At 56.6% G+C, this 20,613-nt stretch carries 13 protein-coding genes; 2 read left to right on the forward strand and 11 right to left on the reverse strand.

Annotated elements, in window-relative coordinates; translation table 11 throughout:
• Window positions 1–11: 11 nt before the first annotated feature.
• Window positions 12–935: a GAF domain-containing protein gene (locus IGW03_RS17135; RefSeq protein ID WP_228535665.1), complete on the reverse strand. Its 924-nt coding sequence runs from the start codon at window positions 933–935 to the stop codon at window positions 12–14.
• Between the two features lie 64 nt (window positions 936–999).
• Here IGW03_RS17135 and IGW03_RS38910 point away from each other — a divergent pair, with 64 nt between their 5' ends.
• Window positions 1,000–2,751, forward strand: coding sequence for a methyl-accepting chemotaxis protein (locus IGW03_RS38910; protein ID WP_194723788.1), 1,752 nt, complete (start codon window positions 1,000–1,002; stop codon window positions 2,749–2,751).
• Between the two features lie 190 nt (window positions 2,752–2,941).
• Here the strand turns inward: IGW03_RS38910 and IGW03_RS17145 are convergent, their stop codons facing one another.
• From IGW03_RS17145 to IGW03_RS17170, 6 genes are all read right to left on the reverse strand, one after another.
• Window positions 2,942–3,193, reverse strand: coding sequence for a hypothetical protein (locus IGW03_RS17145; RefSeq protein ID WP_228535667.1), 252 nt, complete (start codon window positions 3,191–3,193; stop codon window positions 2,942–2,944).
• Between the two features lie 243 nt (window positions 3,194–3,436).
• Window positions 3,437–5,998: an excinuclease ABC subunit UvrA gene (uvrA, locus tag IGW03_RS17150; RefSeq protein WP_194723789.1), complete on the reverse strand. Its 2,562-nt coding sequence runs from the start codon at window positions 5,996–5,998 to the stop codon at window positions 3,437–3,439.
• A gap of 277 nt (window positions 5,999–6,275) precedes the next feature.
• Window positions 6,276–6,821, reverse strand: coding sequence for a GAF domain-containing protein (locus IGW03_RS17155; RefSeq protein ID WP_194723790.1), 546 nt, complete (start codon window positions 6,819–6,821; stop codon window positions 6,276–6,278).
• A gap of 116 nt (window positions 6,822–6,937) precedes the next feature.
• The gene (locus IGW03_RS38685; protein WP_267253485.1) at window positions 6,938–7,072 is read right to left on the reverse strand and encodes a hypothetical protein; all 135 of its coding nucleotides are present in this window, start codon (window positions 7,070–7,072) and stop codon (window positions 6,938–6,940) included.
• A gap of 140 nt (window positions 7,073–7,212) precedes the next feature.
• Window positions 7,213–7,506, reverse strand: coding sequence for a hypothetical protein (locus tag IGW03_RS17160; RefSeq protein ID WP_194723791.1), 294 nt, complete (start codon window positions 7,504–7,506; stop codon window positions 7,213–7,215).
• 99 nt (window positions 7,507–7,605) lie between these two features.
• Window positions 7,606–13,434, reverse strand: a complete 5,829-nt coding sequence (locus IGW03_RS17170) for a peroxidase family protein (protein ID WP_228535669.1) — start codon at window positions 13,432–13,434, stop codon at window positions 7,606–7,608.
• A 673-nt stretch (window positions 13,435–14,107) separates the two neighbouring features.
• Between IGW03_RS17170 and IGW03_RS17175 the strand changes: the two genes are divergently transcribed.
• Complete coding sequence (locus tag IGW03_RS17175; protein WP_194723793.1) at window positions 14,108–14,827, forward strand: LuxR C-terminal-related transcriptional regulator; 720 nt, start codon at window positions 14,108–14,110, stop codon at window positions 14,825–14,827.
• A gap of 135 nt (window positions 14,828–14,962) precedes the next feature.
• Here IGW03_RS17175 and IGW03_RS17180 read toward each other — a convergent pair whose 3' ends face one another.
• From IGW03_RS17180 to IGW03_RS17195, 4 genes are all read right to left on the reverse strand, one after another.
• Complete coding sequence (locus tag IGW03_RS17180) at window positions 14,963–15,553, reverse strand: SCO family protein (RefSeq protein ID WP_228535671.1); 591 nt, start codon at window positions 15,551–15,553, stop codon at window positions 14,963–14,965.
• A gap of 139 nt (window positions 15,554–15,692) precedes the next feature.
• Entirely contained in the window at window positions 15,693–17,459 is a 1,767-nt protein-coding gene (locus IGW03_RS17185; protein ID WP_228535673.1) for a multicopper oxidase family protein, read from the reverse strand.
• A gap of 720 nt (window positions 17,460–18,179) precedes the next feature.
• Window positions 18,180–19,295, reverse strand: a complete 1,116-nt coding sequence (locus IGW03_RS17190) for an extracellular catalytic domain type 2 short-chain-length polyhydroxyalkanoate depolymerase (RefSeq protein WP_194723794.1) — start codon at window positions 19,293–19,295, stop codon at window positions 18,180–18,182.
• A gap of 149 nt (window positions 19,296–19,444) precedes the next feature.
• Window positions 19,445–20,566 carry a GGDEF domain-containing protein gene (locus IGW03_RS17195; RefSeq protein ID WP_194723795.1) on the reverse strand — a complete coding sequence of 374 codons (1,122 nt, stop codon included), beginning with the start codon at window positions 20,564–20,566 and terminating at the stop codon, window positions 19,445–19,447.
• Between the last annotated feature and the right edge of the window lie 47 nt (window positions 20,567–20,613).

A 20,613-nucleotide genomic window follows, 5' to 3' on the forward strand; every position in this document is an offset into this window, starting at 1 on the left:
CCTTCATGTGCTTACTCAAGCAGACCGCGTCGTTTGATTTCCTCGGTAGCGATAGCAGCAAGTTCATGCAGCGCGTCCATCTGCTCGCTCGTTAGCTTGCGCGGCACTTGATCCAACACGCACAAGGTACCGAGTTTGCGTTCGTCCTTGTCATACAGCGGAAAGCCCGCGTAGAACCTGATGAACGGTACGCCGGTGACCAGCGGATTGTTCCTGAAGCGCTCGTCCTCAACCGCATCTTCCACGATCAACGGCGCATCATTAAGAATTGCGTGGCTGCAGAATGCCCATTCGCGCGGCGTCTCGGCGACGTCCAGTCCGACGCGCGACTTGAACCATTGACGACGTGAAGTCAGCAGTGACACGAGAGCCATCGGCGCCTGCGTGATCCGCGTGGCCAACCAGGTCAGGCGGTCGAATTGACGTTCCGGCGCGCTGTCGATCAGTCCTGAAGCGGCAAGCGCACGCAGACGCCGGCTTTCGTCGTCCGGGACGGGATAAGACGGGTCCGGGACGCACTGAAACTCCGGGTCCATGACTTCCGACCGGACCCGCGCAGCAGATTCTGGCGCCGTCGCCGGAGTCTGGCTGTCCAAAAGCTTTTGGACAGCACTCAGCCGCACCCTGCGGTGCCCCCCGGGTGTTTTCCACGACGCGATCCGGCCGCACTCAATCCATTGCTGTGCAGTGCTGACGGCCACGCCAAGCAGGCGGGCGGCTGATCGGGTTGTCAGTATCGGATCATCGTCCGTCGACTTGTCGGGAAGGATCTCTGTCATGTCAGATGCGGCGGCATTATTACAGGCGCACAGGATAGACCAGTTTGGCCAAATGCAGCGCATTGAATACCGCATCCCGAGCCGTTGGTCCAAAATAGTTGACGAAAGGCAATATTCTGCTAGGCTCTCGTTCGTCATTTTCATCAGTTTCGTCAATTCCGTCATTTCCGGGGATGTCGCGCCAAGATAGCGCTCCGGTCGCTCATAAGGAGACAATCAAGTGATTAAGCAAATGAAGGTCGGTACTCGGCTGATTGCTGCATTCCTTGCAGTGTCATTTTTCGGCGCCATTGTCGCCGGTATCGGCATTTACAAGATGAGCATCATCAACGAGCAATCCGGCGTCATGTACGAAAGAGAGCTTCGGGGCCTTTCGTTGATCAAGGAGGCCAATATCAATCTGATCTACGTAGGACGTTCCCTCCGGACCGTACTGCTTGCTTCCGATGAAGCCGACCGCCGCAGGTCGGTCGACAATGTAGACAAGCAGATGCGCCTTCTTGCGACCAACGTCGAGCAAGCCGCTCCGCTCTTCGCGAGCGAGCGCGGCAAGAAGATGCTGTCCGAACTGGACGTCCGCATTCGCGATTACAAGAATGCAACCTCCGAGCTGCTCAAGAAAGCCTCCTCGGAATCGCTGCAGGAGAGCCGTGAATCGGTCGATTTTCTGCTCAAGACCTTCAACCCCATCTCGACTGCCATCGATGACAAGATGAGCGAACTGTCGGAGCTGAAGGAAGCCAATGCCAAGACCGCGGCCGAAGAAAATCAGAGCTTGTATGAACAGGCGAGAGTACTGATGATTACGCTCGTCCTGTGCAGCGTCGGCTTTGGTATTGGCTTGGGTATCATGATTACGCGCGGCCTCACGCGTCAGCTGGGCGGTGAACCGGCATATGCGGCGGATGTGGCGGACAGGATCGCATCGGGAGAGTTGACGACAGAAGTGCGGCTGCGCAGCGGCGATACGTCCAGCATGCTGCATGCGATGAAAAAGATGCGGGACAGCCTGGCGCAGATTGTTGCTGAGGTACGCAAGGGCACCGACTCGATTGCCTCGGCATCCAGCCAGATCGCGTCGGGCAATCTCGATCTGTCGTCACGTACCGAAGAGCAGGCGAGTTCGCTCGAGGAAACCGCCTCGTCGATGGAAGAACTTACCTCGACCGTCAGACAGAACGCTGACAACGCCCGTCAGGCCAACCACCTTGCTGCTTCTGCATCCGCGGTCGCCAGCAAGGGCGGCGCGGTCGTCGCCGAGGTGATCTCCACCATGGGGACGATCAATGAATCCGCAAGGAAGATTGTCGACATCATCGGCGTCATCGACGGCATCGCCTTCCAGACGAATATCCTGGCGTTGAACGCAGCCGTGGAAGCCGCACGCGCCGGCGAACAGGGCCGCGGCTTTGCCGTGGTCGCCGGGGAAGTCCGCACGCTGGCACAGCGTTCCGCCAGCGCCGCCAAGGAAATCAGGGTCTTGATTGGCGACTCTGTGGAAAAGGTGGAAAGCGGCAGCAAGCTGGTAGACCAGGCCGGCAACACCATGCAAGAGGTCGTGGAAAGCGTCAGGCGCGTCTCCGACATCATCAATGAGATCACTGCCGCCAGCAAGGAGCAGACCTTGGGCATCGAACAGATCAACCAGGCGATCAGCCAGATGGACGAGGTCACGCAGCAGAATGCGGCGCTGGTGGAAGAAGCGGCGGCGGCATCCGCCGCACTGCAGGACCAAGCCGTGAAACAAATGGAGCTGGTAAGCGTTTTCAAGCTTGACGATCGCCATGCGGGGGCTTGTGCAGTCCTCGCATCGACAGCTTCGCCCGCCATGCGCTCAAGCCTCGCACGTGCGGCGCATACTCCTGCGCCTGCTGCTGCGAAAGCGTCCACTCAAACGGCAACGACAGTATCCGCACGACGCCTGCCGCTCACAGGCAGCACAAGGCATGCAGATGACTGGGAGGAATTTTGAACACTGTTCTCCTGCTCTGCACAGCATCATGATTGCCCTTGCATAGAGCATGACGCCGGGGCCGCGCTCTTCTGCGCTGGCCCACCCGCCTGTGGATCCGGGTCGTTAACGCAAGGTAACGGCGGAGTGAACCGGTGTTCCGTTTGTCATGTCAAGACGTGAATTCCGCAGGAGGTCGAGTCCTGCCTCCTTATTTTCCGGATTTGCCGGTTCGCTTGCCCGATGTCGCGGGACGTGCCTTGATATAGCGCTGGAAGACTGCCTTAGCATCCTGCACCGCACGTTCCTGAGTACGCATTTCAGGATGGTCGTCATGCATGGTGAAGAAATCGGCGGCCTGGGCGCGCATGACTTCCTTGATGGCAATTTCGTCGCTCACGTCGAACATTTCGGTAATGAGCGTAGTGACTTCGTCAAGATAGGTTTCGTATGTCATCGACATGGCGGCAGGGGAATGTGATGTGAGCGGGTAGCTTACATCATGGCGGCGCTTTCCGTCGTTCTTCGAGCCTTTGCGTAATGTCGGCCAGGGGCGGGGCGCTCGTATCCGCGTTCAGTCCAAGCCATAGCAGGGTACGCCATGTTGCCAGGTACCGGAATTCCCATGCGTGATGTACCGCTTGCACTTTTCAGCAAGCTCGGGCAGGGCATCGGTCTGCATCACCGAAGCACAAATCGCAATAGCTCAACCGGGACGATGCGAAAGCACCTCCTTCAGAAACGGCCCCGTCCGGCTTCTTGATGATGACGCAAGCTTTTCAGGCGGACCTTCCGCAACGACCCGGCCGCCTTCATCGCCGGCACCGGGACCGATGTCAATGACCCAGTCGCTCGCCGCCAGCACCCGCATGTCGTGTTCCACGACAATCACCGTATTTCCCGATTCCACAAGCCGGTCTAGCTGCACAACCAGCTTGTCAACATCCGCCGGATGCAAGCCCGTCGTAGGCTCATCCAGAACATACAAGGTACTGCCGCGCGAAGCCCGCTGCAATTCGGTTGCCAGCTTGATGCGCTGCGCCTCCCCGCCCGACAGTTCGGTCGCCGGCTGGCCGAGGCGCAGATAACCCAATCCGACTTCGCGCAAGGTGTTCAGCGTACGCTGTATCGATACTTCATCGACAAAGAAATCGTGTGCCGCATCCACCGTCATGGCCAGTACGTCAGCAATGCTCTTGTCCCGGTACTTGATCTCCAGCGTCTTGGCGTTGAAACGCGTTCCATGACACACGGGGCAGGGGGCATACACGCTGGGCAGGAAAAGCAATTCGACCATGACGAAGCCTTCGCCTTCGCAGTTCTCGCATCGGCCTTTTGCCACGTTGAACGAAAACCGGCCGGCGTCATAACGACGCGCACGCGCCGCGCGTGTCGAGGCAAACAGTTTGCGGACATGATCGAACAAGCCGGTATAAGTTGCGAGATTGGAGCGCGGCGTTCGTCCGATCGGCTTTTGATCGACTTTGACGAGACGGTTGATGCCCTTCATGCCTTCCGTGATCCTGCCGCCGGCGGTGACTGGAAGCGCATCTTCCAAAGCGTCGCCTTCCTCCGGTTCGGATGCCGTTTCATGTCCCAGCTCCCTGGCGACAAGTTCGACAAGCACCTGGCTGACCAGACTGGATTTCCCGGAGCCTGAAACGCCGCTCACGCTGGTGAACACACCCAGGGGAAATGCGACATCCAGCTTGTCGAGATTGTTACGGGACACCCCGGACAGACGCAGCCAGCCCGCCGGTGTACGTACACTGCGCGGCGCCGGAGCATCGCTGGCAAAAAGATATCGGCGAGTATGCGATGCAGCGATTTCTGCCAGACCTTCCGGCGGTCCGCTGTAGAGAATGCACCCGCCGCCTTCACCGGCATCCGGGCCGACATCGACAATCCAGTCGGCATGGCGAATCACCCCGAGCGCATGCTCGACGACAAACAAAGAATTTCCCGCATGCTTCAACCGATCAAGCGCTTCCAGCAGCGCTTGGGTATCGGCCGGATGAAGTCCGGCCGAGGGCTCGTCCAGCACATAAACCACGCCGAAGAGATTGGAATGGACCTGGGTCGCCAGCCGCAAACGCTGCAGTTCGCCCGGCGACAGGGTTGGCGTGCTCCTTTCCAGATTCAGGTAGCCCAATCCCATCGCAAGCAGCACCGACAAACGGGCGCAAAGATCCGCCGCAATGCGCTGCGTGACAATGGCCTTTTCGGGATTCTTCGCCGCCATCTTCTTCCAGTCTGCGGTTTTTTCTTCTGCGTACGGCTTGAGTAATGCAGCCAGACTTTTGAGAGGGACTCTTGAAAACTCCGCGATGTCGTATCCGGCGAACGTCACAGAAAGCGATTCGGGACGAAGCCGCTTGCCTTTGCACAAGGGACACTCGGCACCCACCATGTATTGGGAGACCCGCTTCTTCATGGCGGGACTCTCCGTGTTGGCAAAGGTATCGAGCACGTACTTTCTGGCGCCGGTAAACGTGCCCTGATAGCTCGGCGTTTCCTTTCGTTTCAGTGCACGACGCACTTCCTCCAGGCTGAATCCTGCATAGACCGGCACAACAGGCTGTTCATCAGTGAAAAGTATCCAGTCGCGATCCTTCCTTGACAGTTCGCGCCACGGGCGATCGATGTCGAAGCCGAGCGTGGTCAGGATATCGCGCAGGTTCTGGCCGTGCCAGGCGGGCGGCCATGCTGCGATGGCCCGTTCGCGGATGGTCCGCGAATCGTCCGGCACCATCGACTGCTCCGTCACTTCATAAACCCGGCCAAGCCCGTGGCAAGTGGGACAGGCGCCTTCCGGCGTATTCGGCGAGAACGATTCGGCGTAGAGCAGTTCTTGCCCCTTGGGATAATCCCCGGCACGCGAGTAAAGCATGCGCAGTGAATTCGACAGGGTAGTGACGCTGCCTACGGACGACCGGGTCGTCGGCGCGCCGCGCTGCTGCTGCAAGGCAATGGCCGGAGGCAGGCCGTCGATCCTGTCGACTTCCGGAATGGGCATCTGGTGAAAAAGCCGCCGGGCATAGGGAGAAACGGATTCGAGATAACGCCGCTGCGCCTCTGCATAGAGCGTCCCGAAGGCCAGGGAAGATTTTCCCGATCCTGATATGCCGGTAAAGACAACGAGCGAATTTCTCGGGATATCGAGATCGACATCCTTGAGGTTGTGCTCGCGAGCGCCCCGGACGTGAACAAATCCGGCTATTTCACTTTCGGAAGACTGAACATTAAGCTGACTATCCCTTTTACGCATTCAAGTTAATTCCAATCAAGATTGTTTGCAGCGAAGAGAACAGTGCAGGGAAGCCCTACTTGAGCTGGCACATCTTCAATGTAAAAATGGCAACTGCACTGATGGGACCATAGAGATAGTGGATTAGTTCGAGACTGCATCATCCATATAGAGAGCTGAATCAGGCTTAATCTTGCCTGCATGCGTTCGAGAATTCGGCACGGAGGGACGTGTGCTTGTTGCGGCCCGGCACTTGGGAAAAGCTTGACAGGCCATGCCCAATTGAGCGGGCGCGTTGCTAAGGCGGGGTAATTGCCAGTGCGGCGGCGGTATGTGCGGCGAGAGCGGTCATGATGCGAACGTCTTCGGAATCAAATACGCGTTCGTTATCGTGCGAGACGATCCATATGGCGCCCAGCGGATCATGGCTATCCTGATACATCGGGACAACCAATAGTTCATTGAAAGCCATCCCAGTCTTTTGCATCCAGCTGAAATAGCGTTCCGGCCGACGGAAAAGTTGAGCGGCGCCAAGTCTCAGGCAGACACCGCACGGACTGTATTCGTATGGGGCGCTGCCACCGGCAAAAGGAGTGAGACGACCCAACAATGTGTCCCAGGAAAATCTCTTGGCATCTTCCGATGCGACAAGGATGCTCACCCCGGCCGATTCGGCGATACACAACTCCAATGCCTGTTCACATATGGCTTGCAGTACCGCAGGACGCCCATAGGATGCACGTCGTCTGATGGTATTCAATGCCCGACGCTCTGCAAACACGTTGGGCTGGCGTGTTCTGCGAGCCTCCAGTTCCGTTGTGACTAGAATCTCTTGTAGTGTCATGGGATTGATTAACACTGGCAGGACTCAGGTTGACGTCATGCAAATTTGGCATTTCTCGCCGTGGAATTCGTTACACTTTATGATACGTCAGCTTCATAGCCAAGATTTGCCAGACTTTATTCAATCACTGCGATCCGCCGGCTTTTATTTTCAGCCTTCACCATGGCGGCCACGGTATCTGCGACCAGCGTTGTCGCGGCGTAGGTGGTCGATACGATCAGCAGGATGCCAAAGGCAAGTACCTTAATCATCTCCGTCTCCTATAATGGTTCCAACCCGTGATGTGGTGGTACCCGATATTGAATAAATCAGTGAATTGAAATGAACACCCGTAGTGCGCTTGCTCCGTGCGCCTCATGTCACGCGGCGCTCAGTGCAAGGATAAGAAACATCAAATCTGACAAAACACCGTGCAGAAGACAGGATCATCTCGCCGATAGCCAGGCCGATCCGCCAGAAACGTTTGCCCTGTTTCGCAGAGAATGACGGCCTCATAAAGCCGAATACGGACCCATCCTTCATCGCTCGCCGCACGTCCGGTGCCATGAATCTGGAATCCGAGCAGGAGTGCGTCTCCTAATTCGTTCATTCCGTAGGCGAATGGCTCGACAACACGCTTGTATCCGTAGTAACCCAAGGCCATGCGGCGTCTGCTCCTAATGGCCTCGCAAATTTGTGGATTCATGAATCCTCCCTTGTCGAGCACACGAAGATATCGGACCGGATCGATGTGGAGTTGAAGACCCGCAGCCAGCCAATGGCAGCAGGTCTTCCTCTTCCGGCGTTACGCCGTCTCGATTGATGTGCTGAGCACGCCCATCAGCTCGATCTTTTCCTGCGAATTTGCAAAGCCTGCAAGAACGTCACCACGATCGATTGAGCCGTTACTGAGTGCATTTGCCCACCAGGAAGCTTCTTCCGCATTTGCGGTACGGCCCAACGCCGTCTGGTACAGTGAGCTGACGAACTGAAGATTGCTCATGCCGCCGTAAAGAGCCTGCCCCTCAGCCGAGGCAAGTATATGATCGGCCACGTCATTAATTGACATGCCTGCATCCGTCTGCGAAAGCCAATAGTTGATGCCGCTTTCATCCGGATTGCGCAGCAAAGCCGTGTCATAAAGCCGCACCAAGGCGCCGAACGTAGTTTCACTGATCTCCAGTTGCACTGGTACCGCTGGTTCGTCCGCAAGATTTTCCTCAGAATTAACGAATTGGAGCAGCAAGTCGGCGTGGTCCAACTCACCCTTTTGCAGCGCCGCCATCCACCAGGACAAACCAGCCGCATCCGATTGCCGGCCAAGGATGTCTTGATAGAGCATTTCAACAAACTGCTGGTCGTTCAACTGGCCGCGTACCTGCTGCGATTCTTCCGAGAACAAGATCGCACGAGCCACAGTGGCAAGCGACGTCCCGTTCTCAAGAGCGTTAAGCCAGTGTGCTTGTCCTTCAGCATCCGGGGCTCTACCCAGGACTGATTCATACAGTCTACCGAGCGTTGCGGCGGCTCCGGTATCGACCTTTCCTGCAAAGCTCAGTACCTCCACATTGGCAAGGATGTTGGTGCCATCCGTGCCGCCATTCACTTGTGTCAGTACAAGGTTGCCATTCTGGACACGCATCGTTACATCTGCCGGCCCCGCCGCACGCAGCAACACCGTATCGATGCCTGCGGCGCCGTCAACGAAATCATTGCCGCCCCCCGGAATGAATGTCTCGCTTGCAGCCGTGCCGATCAGCGTATCTGCGGTGTCGCCGCCTTGAATCGGGGTTGGATCCGGAGCCGGAGCCGGAGCAGGGGCTGGTACCGGAGCAGGGGCTGGAGCAGGGGCCGGAGCTGGAGCCGGAGCCGGAGCCGGAGCAGGTGCTGGTGCTGGTGCTGGTGCCGGCGAAGCTACAGGCGCCACCGTGCTTGTAACCTCCGAGACCACTTCCTCTGCCGTTCCATGACTATCCTTGTACCGCGATATGACGCGTACCTGCGAATTGAGGTGGTCTGCGGTAATCTCGAACTCGTCGCCGGTTGCGCCCGCCACATCGATGAACTGGCCTCCAGTGCCGATCTGCCACTGGTATGTCAGGCCTGCCGCTGGCAAGCCGTCCTCGTCGGCAACGGATTCAGCGCTCACGGTGAGCTTCTGACCTACTGTTGGCGTGGAATCGCTGATTTCCAGCATTCCTGTCGGCGCATCGTTCACGTTCTGCACGATGTCGGTGGCTTCGGAGATGATCATTTCCTGTGCGCCGGCATTGTCGGTGAAGAATGCCACTGCGCGCAGGGCGTTGCCAACCGCTGCATCATCCGGCACAAAGCTGAAACCCTCGCCGACGCGGGTCCAGACACCCGGTGCGGATTCAGTCTGCCACTCAATGACCAGGGTGTCGGCATTGATACCATTGAGATCGAAGAGATCAGGTGTCGCCAGCAAGGGCGAGTTTTCAATCGGGGAGCCACCCTCGATGAGGACCGTGCCCTGGGCGACCGCATTGCTGCCGTTGATCGTTACAGTGACGTCGGCAAATTTCAGACGCTCGATATTGCGGACGGTATCAACGCCGTCAGGCCCGGCGGTGGGCTCGTCGCCGTCCCCGCCGTCATCACCACCCCCGTCCTCCCCGATATGCGCTACCGTTATCGTGCCGTCGGCGGCAGTGGTCACCTCGTAATTTGCCAGATTGTCGGAGAATACCGCCGTGTCGATGGCAGGGGTTGCACCGTCGGTTGCGATGAGAATTTCTCGTACGATCTGAAGTTGGCTGATCTTGATGGCACCGGAGAAGATCTCGTTCTGCAACTGCTTCATGCTGTCGACAGACTTGATTTCCTTGGTCGCATCGTTGGGATCGCGTACGCTGATGCGCACGTTAAGCCAGGCATTGCCGTCAATGATGTCGTTTCCGGCACGGCCTTCGATGATGTCGCTGCCGCCACCGCCGAGAATGATGTCGTCGGCTTCATCGGTTTCCATCACAATCGCGTCGGGGTCGCTCTCATCCCATTCCAGGTGGGACAGCAGGCCGCGCAGGCCATCGATGCGTGCCACGCCGGATTCCATCAGCGCGTTCGAATACGACGCCAGAGGAGAGTCAACACCGGGAATCGCGGCGCCTCCGCCATCGACGTCGCCCACGCCGCCGTCGATGGCCCCGGCCACCACCGCGCGGCCGATCAGCTTGTCGTCATGGATCCAGCCGGACAAGCCTTCCACCAGGTCAAACCTGTCGCGCAGGATGAACTCTTCCTGATTGACGAAGATAGGAATGCCGAGATCGGTGTTTGCACCCGTGGCCTGGCCTTTATGGATGGCCCAGTCGAATCCGGCCATGCCGTTGTTGCGCTGGATACCCTCGCCCTGGAACATGATGTCGTCGCCGGACTCAGCATCATAGTCGTTGTCATTGCCGTTTCCATTCAAGACATCATGGCCGATGATGGTGCTGTTGAAGAACAGCTCGGAGTTGTCACCCGCCAGCGTATCGAAGCGGTCGCCGCCTTCCAGCCAGTCATCGCCTTCGTTGCCGAGAAGGAAATCGCCGCCGTCGCCGCCCATGATGAAGTCGTTGCCCGTGCCGCCGAAGGCCTCTTTGCCGTCCGGACCGGTGATGATGAAGTCCGAACCATCATTGCCGAACAACAGGGACAGGCCGCTGCCGCCATGAATCGCATCGTCGCCCTCGTCGCCGTGAATCATGTCGACTTGGCCGATGTCGGTGCCGGAATTGGTGATGATGTCGTTGCCCGCGCCGCCGTGCAGGTGATCGACGCCGTAGCCGCCCTCAATGATATCGTCGCCGCCGTCGCCCCAGATGGTGTCGTCGCCTTCGCCGGCAATCAGGACATCATTTCCCTCGGTGCCGCCGAGCACGACATGGTCTTCGCCGGTGTATTCCAGATAATCGTCTTTGCCATCGCCGTTCCTGTCCTTGCGTACCACCAGCGGTCCAAGGCTGCCAAGAATGTCATCCGTCGAAAGCGGATCGGAATTGCCGAAGATACCGTCACTGCCGACGTCGTCGTCCTTGGTTCCCATGATCTTGTCGAAGCCTGCGCCTTCGTTGAGGCCGGTACGCTGGATTGCCTTGTTCATTTCCAGAATGAACGCGGGCGTGGAGAAGGCATCGCCCGGCAGGTGGGAAGAAACGTTCTCGCCCAGGTCCGTATTGCGCATGATGAGTTTGGAGAATGAGTTCGCTTCCAGCTCATTCAGCAGATTGAGGCCTTGGGTACGCGACAGGTAGTAGAACCTATCGCCGTCCTGCAGCTTTTCGATCTGGGTTTCGAACACGAAGCTGAAGGTGGAGCCGAGCATGCCCCCGAAGGCCATGATCTGTTCGGCCAGACCGCCTATCCACAGTTCCACGTGGTTGAGCCCGGTTTCCCTGGCGGCCCAGGTGCCGGTTGAATTGAGATAGTCGACGCGATCCGAAGGCACCTTGCTGCCTTGCCCCGTGACCAGAGAATGCGCTGCGACGCGTTTCTCGACAATGGTCTGTGCCTGCACGATGGAATCGTGGGTGCCGTATGCGGCAATGAAATTGATGATTGATGCCGGATTCTTGATGTTCTGCGCGAATTCGACCCAGTTCGCATATGGCTTGAGCTGGGTGTCATTGGTCATTTCATAGAACTGCTTGCGGGCTTCGTTCAGGGATGGCACGCCGGTATCGCGGGCGCGCGCAATATTGATCGCCGCAAGGTCCAGCGGCAGACCCAGCAGGTTGCTGCGCAAGGCGCCGGTGACGAATTCGTCGATCTCGTTGCCGACCTGCCTGGTCATGCCGCGGATGATTGCGCCGGCGGCTTCCCCGGCAGTGTCGCCGCTGGCGGCAAACTCTACAGGATTGAGGAATGCCTCGATGAGGCCGATATTGTCGGACTTCATGTCCAGGTCCATGCGGTCGACGGTCTCGGTCAGCATGGAATGGCCAAAGCGATATACCACATTGGCAAATTCCGACACGATCGATGGATTGATGTCGACGGTGGGCTCGAAAACGAACAGGTCGATATCGGGCTGTACCTTGCGTGCGAATTCTTCGAAAACGAGATGCTGATATTCCATTTCAGTGGTGAAGCGGGCTGCCTGGAACAGGCGTTCGCCATTCCAGTTCAGGCTGCCGATCTGGTCCGCCGTAGGCAATGCCGTTAGCGGCTCTCCGATCAGCCACTGATTGATGAACTCCAGATCCCGGCTCTCGATCACCACTTCCTTGACGTGTTCGGCTACGCGGTTATGCTCCGAATGGAACACATGGTGCACGGCGGTCAGGCCGATGTTCTCGTTGCCGCGGCCGTCGCCGGTGATGTAATGGGCATCGAGCAATTCATTGTCATATGACGCCGCCTGTCCCCTTGCATCGACAGGCTGTGCATTGCCGGTGTCTGCGTCGGCGTCCATCCTCAACACGCCGTTTGCGACGACAGGCACGGCAGTATGCGCAATGTCATCGAGAAATGCATGATTGGTACGGACTGCGTTGACGGTACTGACCGGATTCGAGAGGCTGCCTTCGACCTCGGAAACGACATCACCGATTTTGACCACGATCTTCGGCATCCCATTTGCACCCGGAATGAATTTTCCGTAAGGATCGGTTGCCAGCAGCGGCACGTTGCCGACGTCGAGATCGGTCAGATCGATCCCCAGCTTGGTACGCGCCTGCGCCTTGACCTCGGCCCACGTCGCCGGTCCGCCGTGTTCACCTTCGAGCAGATGGCCGGTCGCCACCGGATGGCCTGCATCATTCAGGACATATTCCCGCAGGAATACCTGATGCGAAGGATGCGAAGTATAGGTCTGATTCTGGTCGATCCAGCCCGTAGTCGTGTTGACATAGCTGCGTACGTCGTCGGCCGTACCAAGCACGCCGTCCGCACCGGGTGCGACGCTTGCGTTCTTTGCGCGCGTCAGCACCATGAAATTCGTATGGGATGTCGGATCGTACAGCGGATCGTCCGGCTTCAGTGGCATGTAGACCGTGCCGTTGCCGCCCTTGGTGATCAGATCGAGGCCGTGATCGAAGAACTGGCCGAACAGGGTCATCCAGGAATTGAACGGCGCGGAATCGCCGATGTCCGGCGACACGTTAGGGATAAAGGTCATGTCCGGCGTTTCCGATTTGCCGTCATGATCGAAGCTGAAGGAATTGGCAGTGCCGTTCATCGCTGCCACGGCGGCAGGATTGTCGACGCTCTGATCGGCGATCAGGTTGCTGATCGTCCTCGGTGCGGAATCAATGACATAACCGGTGGTGGCAGTGTAGGAAGTCTTTGTCGTGGGGCCGGGAAACCCTGGAGGACCGCCAGCAATCCCATTCTCGGCATCTCGGAAATGCTGATCGAGCATGCGCGGCATCTCCTGGTCGGCGGCGCCATAAAATTCGCGTCCGGGAAGGAAATTGTTGTACGAGCCGTCAACGGTACGCAGTCCGTAGGGAAGCATGGGATTTTCTACCAGATCGGCCAGCGATTTGACCAGCGTCCCGTCGGCCTTCGTCAACGGTTGGCCGTCTGGTCCGGCGATGACACCGTTTTTTACCAACTCCGCATGCTTTTCCGAGAGGACGATTTGCTTGAGCATGAATTCGAGATCGTGCTTGACGAGCGTGACCATAACTTTTATCTCCCTGGTGAGTACGAACTTGTAGGCCAACGGCTGTTGCATCCGTCTGGCTTGCTTGGAAACATCAATTTCCTCAGGGATAGTTATATTGAGTTGTACACGCCTTCTCTATCGGACTAAGGTGCACCTGTACTTTGGTCCGTCTTGTTTGAGCGATTTCAAAAACTCACTGCTAAGTGTGCTTTCGATGAGCGCGAAGAATCATTCATTTTCAATGAGCTTTCCCTTTGGAATCACTAAAAAAATGAACGACAGGAAGGGTTAAGGCTGAAAACGATTTTCCTTAATGAAATATTGTTCTGAGATCAAAAAAATGGGAATTCAACCTCGGATTTTTTGATGTTTGTCAGCTCTGCGTCAGCTCTCTGTCAGGATGAAACGCGGTGATAGTAACCACCGTTATTGCTTGGAAGGCGTGGCTTTCCTTAATCCACATCCAACAGAAAACACCGAAAAGACGCCTGAAGTGCCGTCATGTAAGCCTACGGGGCTAGCCCTTGAACTGGTCTGCGTTCCAATAGGCTTGCGTCAGATCAAGTCCCGCAAGTTACAGACGGTTACATTCAGTATGTAGTGACGCAGGACAACAACTGGACGATCACGCATATCCAGCCAGCCATGCACCGGAATTCCGCCGTAAATGCTAAGCAAGCCAAGGGGACATATGATTCTGATTGCAACTACCGATTCCGAGTTATTGTCGCGCTGTAGTCAGGGCCTAAGGGGTAACGGCACAGTGATTGCCGCTTCCGATCCGGACCATCTGTGCGACACTGTCAAGCAACTGAAACCCGCGCTCCTGTTGATCGATTTTCATCTGGTCGGCTGCGAACGTCTGAATATCATCGTGCGTCTCAAACTCGCCAGTCCACGCACGCGTATCCTAGCGCTGAATGTCTTTGTAGACGAGCGCACCGAGCTTGAGCTGCTCAAATGCGGCGTACGTGGCTGCTGCGCTCCCGACGCGTCTCCCGAGCAGGTCGGTCGTGCCGCATTCGCAGTGGTGCAGGGGGAGTACTGGATCCGCCGTAGCCTTTTGTCCCGTCTGGTAGATCAGCATTTGATTGCCAAGCAGGAGCCGCAGGCTGCACCCAGTGATCGCTGCGGTCCCATGCATGGCCTTACCGAACGCGAAGCTGAAATCGCTCATCTTGTTGCTCAAGGCAACAACAACAAACAGATTGCCCGCATGCTGGAAATTACCGAGCGGACTGTCAAATCGCATCTTACGGAAGTCTTTCGCAAGGTCGGCGTAAATGACCGTCTTTCTCTTGCACTTAGAATCAGCGGCACGGCCCCGGGGCCTGCCCGTCCTGAAGGTTCTGGTATCCGGGACTTACCTCTGCTTACAGCGCAAGGCATCGGCACGGCCGCAGCTGTCTGAACCCGTCGCGCTCCATTCCGGGTTCTGAAACCCGGCATGGAGCGCATCGTCTTCAGGTAATGCCGGATCAGGCTGGAAAAAAAGCCCGCGACAGCGGGCTCCTGAGCTCGGCGCTAGACAGCCGAAGCCGGAGAATCAGAGGTAGTTCGAAATCGAGTTCAATATCTGTCTCGGCGTTGCAAGCGCAGGCAGCATTGACCATCGATCGCGTCCGTCATGTCCGATGCGCAGCATGCCGGTATGTTGTCTCAGGTCAGCATCGACCACCGGATCGGGATCAAAGAATCCGAGTTTGCGGCGGATCAGATCGACGTCCTTGCGTTGGCCGGTCAAGAAAGTCCATCCAGGTTTGATTCCGTATTTACGCCTGTAATCGTGCAGTGCGGCGGCAGTATCAAATTCTGGTTGCAGAGTGATCGAGTACATGAATACGTCTCGGCCAGCCTTGGCACCAAGCGCCTGCTGTACCTGGAGCAGGTTGGCCGTATTGGGCGGGCAGATGTTGCTGCAGCTTGCATACATCATGTTAAAGACCACCAAGCGTCCCTTTACCAGATCGTCATAGAAGCGAACCCGCTTGCCTTCATGCGTTTCAAATACCAGGTTAGGGAAGTAATCCGATTCTCCACCGCCTGGCCTTCGGTCGCTCTGCTTTGCCGTGGCCAGTGTTGTAAGGGCTGCCGAACCGGCGACAGCCGATTGCAAGAACATTCTCCTGCTGGTCATGATGATTCCCCTATGTGATTGATTCGTGTCTACCGCGGGCATACAGGCTTGATGCGGCCGCCGTGCCCGCATCAAGCTTCAGCTTGCTTCTCATGATTCCTGCAGGTGCATCAATACCTGCAAGCTGCGGCAACGAGGCCTATGGCACTACGTCGAAACGCACCATCATGTGATGGTCTTCATGGATTGTGTTATGGCAGTGCATGATGTATTTGCCGACGAAATCGCGGAAGCAAACATGAATGCGCACGACTTCATTCGGACGCAGTTCGAATACATCCTTGCGGCCGCGTTCATGCGCCGGCGGCGGCAAGCCGTTGCGCGTCACGATACGCGCTTCCTCGAAATGGATATGAACCGGATGGCTCCAGCTGCCTTTACCCTGCAGTTCCCAGATCTCCGCTTCTCCGCGCTTGACGGTAGCCATAGGCTTGGTTTCGTCGAACAGCTTGCCATTGACGGTCCACATGTCATTCTCGCGGTCGAATTCCCATTTCCGTATTTTTTTGACTTGCGTTGGAAATACCGGCCGCAGCGGACGCAGTACCGGAGGCACGCGGCTCTTGTCCGGTGTGGCCGGCTCGGATTTCACGTCAAAGCGCAGAATCGGCGTACCAGGCTGCAGCAATGCGCCTGTCGGCCCGCGACCGTCGAGATGCTCCAGACGATTGACGATGAATAACTGGCTGCCGACCGGATACTTGGAAAAGTCGATAACGATATCCCCGCGCTCTGCCGTGGCCAGGCGCACTCTGTTGGTATTGACTGGCGTCGGCAACAGGTTGCCGTCGTTGGCAATATGCCAGAAGCTCTGATCGGCGTTGTTATGGACCAGATAGAACTCGTAGAAACGCAGGGCCGAGCCGTTGAGCATGCGGAACCGGTATTTGCGGCGCTCCACTTCGAAATAGGGCTGTATCTTCCCGTTGACACAAAACTTTTCGCCTACGATGCCTTCGGAGTCAAACTGGTTAAAGTATAGGTAGCCGCTCGAGTCGAAAATCTTGTCCTGGAAAAGCAAGGGAATGTCGTATCTGCCCACGCCGCTCGGCAGGCGCAGCGCGGCAGGATTCGGATCGTTCTCGTTTCCGGAGTCCAGTTCATCGAACATCAGGCAGAAGCCGGCCAGCCCCTTGTACACATTGGGTGCGGTGAATTCCATCCGGTGATCGTGATACCAGAGCGTCCCGAGCGCTTCGTAAGTGTCGCCATAGCTATCGGGATATCCATCCGCGTTGGTATAGATGTTCGGATAGTGATGATCCTTGTAACGACCGGGGCGAGTCAGGGTCGAGCCGCATTTTTCACGGCTGTAGAAGTCGGAAGGAAAACCATCGCTTTCCGATGGAGTATGTCCGTTATGCAGGTGAGTCGAGATTTCCGGAGAACCGTATCCGACATGATTAGTCGGCAGATTATTTTCGATGCGGACCAGCGCCGCTTCTCCGTAGCGGAATATGAAAGTAGGGCCGGGAAGGAGGCCGTCGTAGCCCCAGATCTTTTGCGTCGGAAGCTCGGGGTGAAAGGAATGATTGTCTTCCCTCACATTGAGTTCATAGAATTTTCGCGGCGGAAAGCGCTCCCATGCCTGATGCGGCAATCTGCCAGCCTCATCTTTAGCGGCCGCTTTCGTTGGCTCCGGTTCAAGCTGCGTCACCGGCTGTTTTAATTGCGGAATCGGCAAAGGCACGATGAAAGGCGTTGTGTACGGACTCTTTCCAGGTGTTGACTTCTTGAAGTCATCCTTGATAGCGCTGCTTTTCGATTTGTCATCTTTCTTGGTCGTTTGCGCGTTCGAGTCGCGCAAAGGGTAGGCAACCAATCCGGTGGCCGCCATTGCCATTGCGGAATTAAGGAGACGACGCTTTTTACTGCTGGACTTCGGTTTGGCTGTATCGTGAGACATGGCTTACTCCCTGAGGCAGTGATTTGTGTACGTTGAACCGTACTTAGATTTAATTCCTGCTTACAGAAAGTTACATGTAAGTTGGTATTTCACTATGACAAATATCATGCCGTTTAACACCATTGACGTTAGTCAAATATATTTCTTGTAGTTAAATTTTAGTGCCGGTGTCGCGCGTCGCGGCATGCGTTTTTCTGGTGTACCTCGTACTGTAATTTGCTCCCGAATCCCGGCAGTCGTCATGGCGAACGTACTGCAATGCAGACACGGTCGCGGTCACTTGGATGGGTGGCGTCAGGCCGCAGGCTTGCACGTACCGTAAATGCTCTCGTCTCTTGGTATCGTCGTTTCACCAGGACCAGCGTGCCGATTTCTGATGAGGCTGGTCAGGATGCCCCATTGCCGGCGGGCGCGGTGGTTCAGGAGTCAATGTGGTCGCCTCCATAGTTGGCTTCCGTGATTTTTCCAGACGATCCGGCACCGTGCGGATAAAATCAGGAATCCACTACGAACGATATCGGCATTCAATGCGACCAGAGGCGGAGAGCCAGGTGATTAACCATGTCTCATTTTCCTCATGACATGAGATTAAGACGGCAATCGCCGCGTTCCCGATATTTTCATCTTGTCGTTCAGCGGGAATAAGCCGGATCCCAATGCTTTGAATTCGGAAGGAGCCTGCGGGCATCCATGTTTGGACAGGCAGGCTCCTATCCGTACTTACTGGCTGGCCGAACTCAAGCGGTCAACCATGGCCTTGATCGCCGAGAGTTGGACGCCGCTCTTCTGCGCATAGTTGGCTCCGTACAAACCTACGGTATCCCAGCAGCCATTGGCATTCGATTGCGTGCCGCTGGCAACCGTGGGGTAGAGGTTCACGTCGACACGCGCCTGAGGGAAGAGCACAATGATATTGTTGGTATCTGCCCATCGAGTGTAACCGGTGTTCTTCACGAACTTGTCGCCGATCGTTGCATAGTTCTGCGTGCAGCCATGCATGGCCACGTGCAGTTTGCACTTTGCATAGGCAGCACAGGACGCTGGCACGTAGACCCAGCCGGTGTCCGCCATGCCCGGATTCGAAGTAAATTCACGCTGGTTGAACTCTTTATAGTTCGCGGCCGCCGGTGCATTGTTCCGTGCCTGGAGCGTGCCATAGAACTGGGTCAGCGCCGCTTTGGCGCCGTCGTAGCTGCAATTGGATATGTAGGGGGTAAACGAAGTGCTGCATGGGTTGTTGCCGGCCGAGGTGAAGTCGGTCGGAAATACATGTCCGGTATTGGCTGCCTGGATCAGGTTAACAGAAGCCACGCCGTTGTTGGAATACTGCTCCTGCACGGCGAGCATGGGATTCACGCCGACCGTGTTGTCCTTGGTCCCTGTGAAAAGATAGATTTTCTGGTTCGCAACATTGGTCTTGTTGTCGATGGCCGTGCCGCTCCAGTTGTCTATGGTCGCCTGCATAGTGTTCAGCATCGTGGCCGAAATGACGTTCTTGTTCTGGCACAACTCATAGGAGTAGTGATATTGGCAGAGGTAGGGCGTGGCGGCGAAGATGCCTACGCCCTTGAAGGTCGCAGAGTATGCATAGCCCAGGTTGATCGCCATGACGCCGCCGGACGACAGGCCGGATACGGTGATATTTGCAGTGTCCACATTCAGCGCTGGCAGCGGGACCGCAGCCTTCGCCGTGAGCGAGGCGAGGCAGAATGCGCCGGCTAGCAGGCAGGAATTAAGCAGCTTCATTAATAGTCTCCGGTTGATTGTCGAAATTTGCGATGGAGCAGCAATTACGCGTCCGCTATTCAGTTTATGAGCCTGAATTCTTCGGGCCAATGTCGCCGGAGCACATACATCGGTACGCGGGCATGTGTGCGGCGGCTACCGTGGGTGTTTTTGTCCAGGGTCTGCCGGTTTTGCACGAGAACACGGATTGCCTTCCCTGATCGCATTCAGACAACGCAATGAATCATGAGAATCAAGTCTCAGCCTGCATCAACCGCGACGCGATTGCGCCCGGCGTTTTTCGCAAGATAAAGCGCACTGTCAGCTCTTTTGAGCGCTTGCTCGATCGTTTCTCCGGATAGGTATTGAGCAACGCCAATGGAAATGGTCACGGAAGCGATGTCCGGCATATTATCGAAGCTTAGTGCTTCAATAGCCTCCCTGATGCGATCACTGAAGCTTGCCGCTGCAGCAGCATCGCTTCCGAGCAGAAGGAGAAGAAACTCCTCGCCGCCATAGCGGCCGAAATAGTCCGTGCTTCGGATCTCCTCCCTGATCTTGCCTGCGAGACGTTTCAATACCTGATCACCCGCTGCGTGACCATAGGTATCGTTGATTCGCTTGAAATAATCGACGTCGATCAGGCAGAGACAGAAAGGAGATTCATGCCGTTCAAATCGCTCCTTTTCCTGCTCTGCGATTCTGATCAGCTCACGTCTGTTGAACACGCCGGTGAGCTCATCGCGGATGGCCAGATCGCGGATGATGGTCAAGGCCTGGTCGAGCCTGAAGATGGCAATCGAATTGACTTGGTAGAACACCAGGATAAACACGGCGACTGTCATGACGAAGGAAATCGTCGAGACGGTTGTCAGGATGCGCATGTCTGTGACCACCGCTTTTGGGAAGCTGCCCGCAATGTCCATGATGTGAATCACGACCACGGCGAGAAAAGTCAGTCCCGACCAGACAAGCGCGGGACGCAGTCCGCCGGCGGTAGTGGCAATCAGGGGACAGACTGCGAGCCAGATCACCGTGGGTGCGCTGACTCCGCCCAAACGGCAGGTCATTGCAATCAACAGGCCGTAGATAGTGATGAGCAGTACTTCCCTGGCGCCGGCCACTTTCTGTGTCCATCTCAGTATCAAGAGCGAGATCAGGCTACCGAGCGTGGCCAGCATGCAAAGCAGGGTGTTCACATCATCGCCGAGGACATGGTAGAAGTATCCGTAGGCCGGCATGATTAAAATCGCCATGACAGAAGCGATGACGAGGTTCTCCGCCTTCCAGAGATCTGCAGGTTTCTGCCGTAGAGACTCCGGGATGAGCCTGGCAACTACCGGGACGAAGCGCTGAATGACAGGACTGGCACGAAGTTCCATTGTTTATTGTTCTCTCGTCCAGGTTTCAAGAAATCGTGACATCGCGC

The organism is Noviherbaspirillum malthae (assembly GCF_015352985.1).
In the GTDB taxonomy this organism is placed as follows: Bacteria; Pseudomonadota; Gammaproteobacteria; order Burkholderiales; family Burkholderiaceae_D; genus Noviherbaspirillum; species Noviherbaspirillum malthae.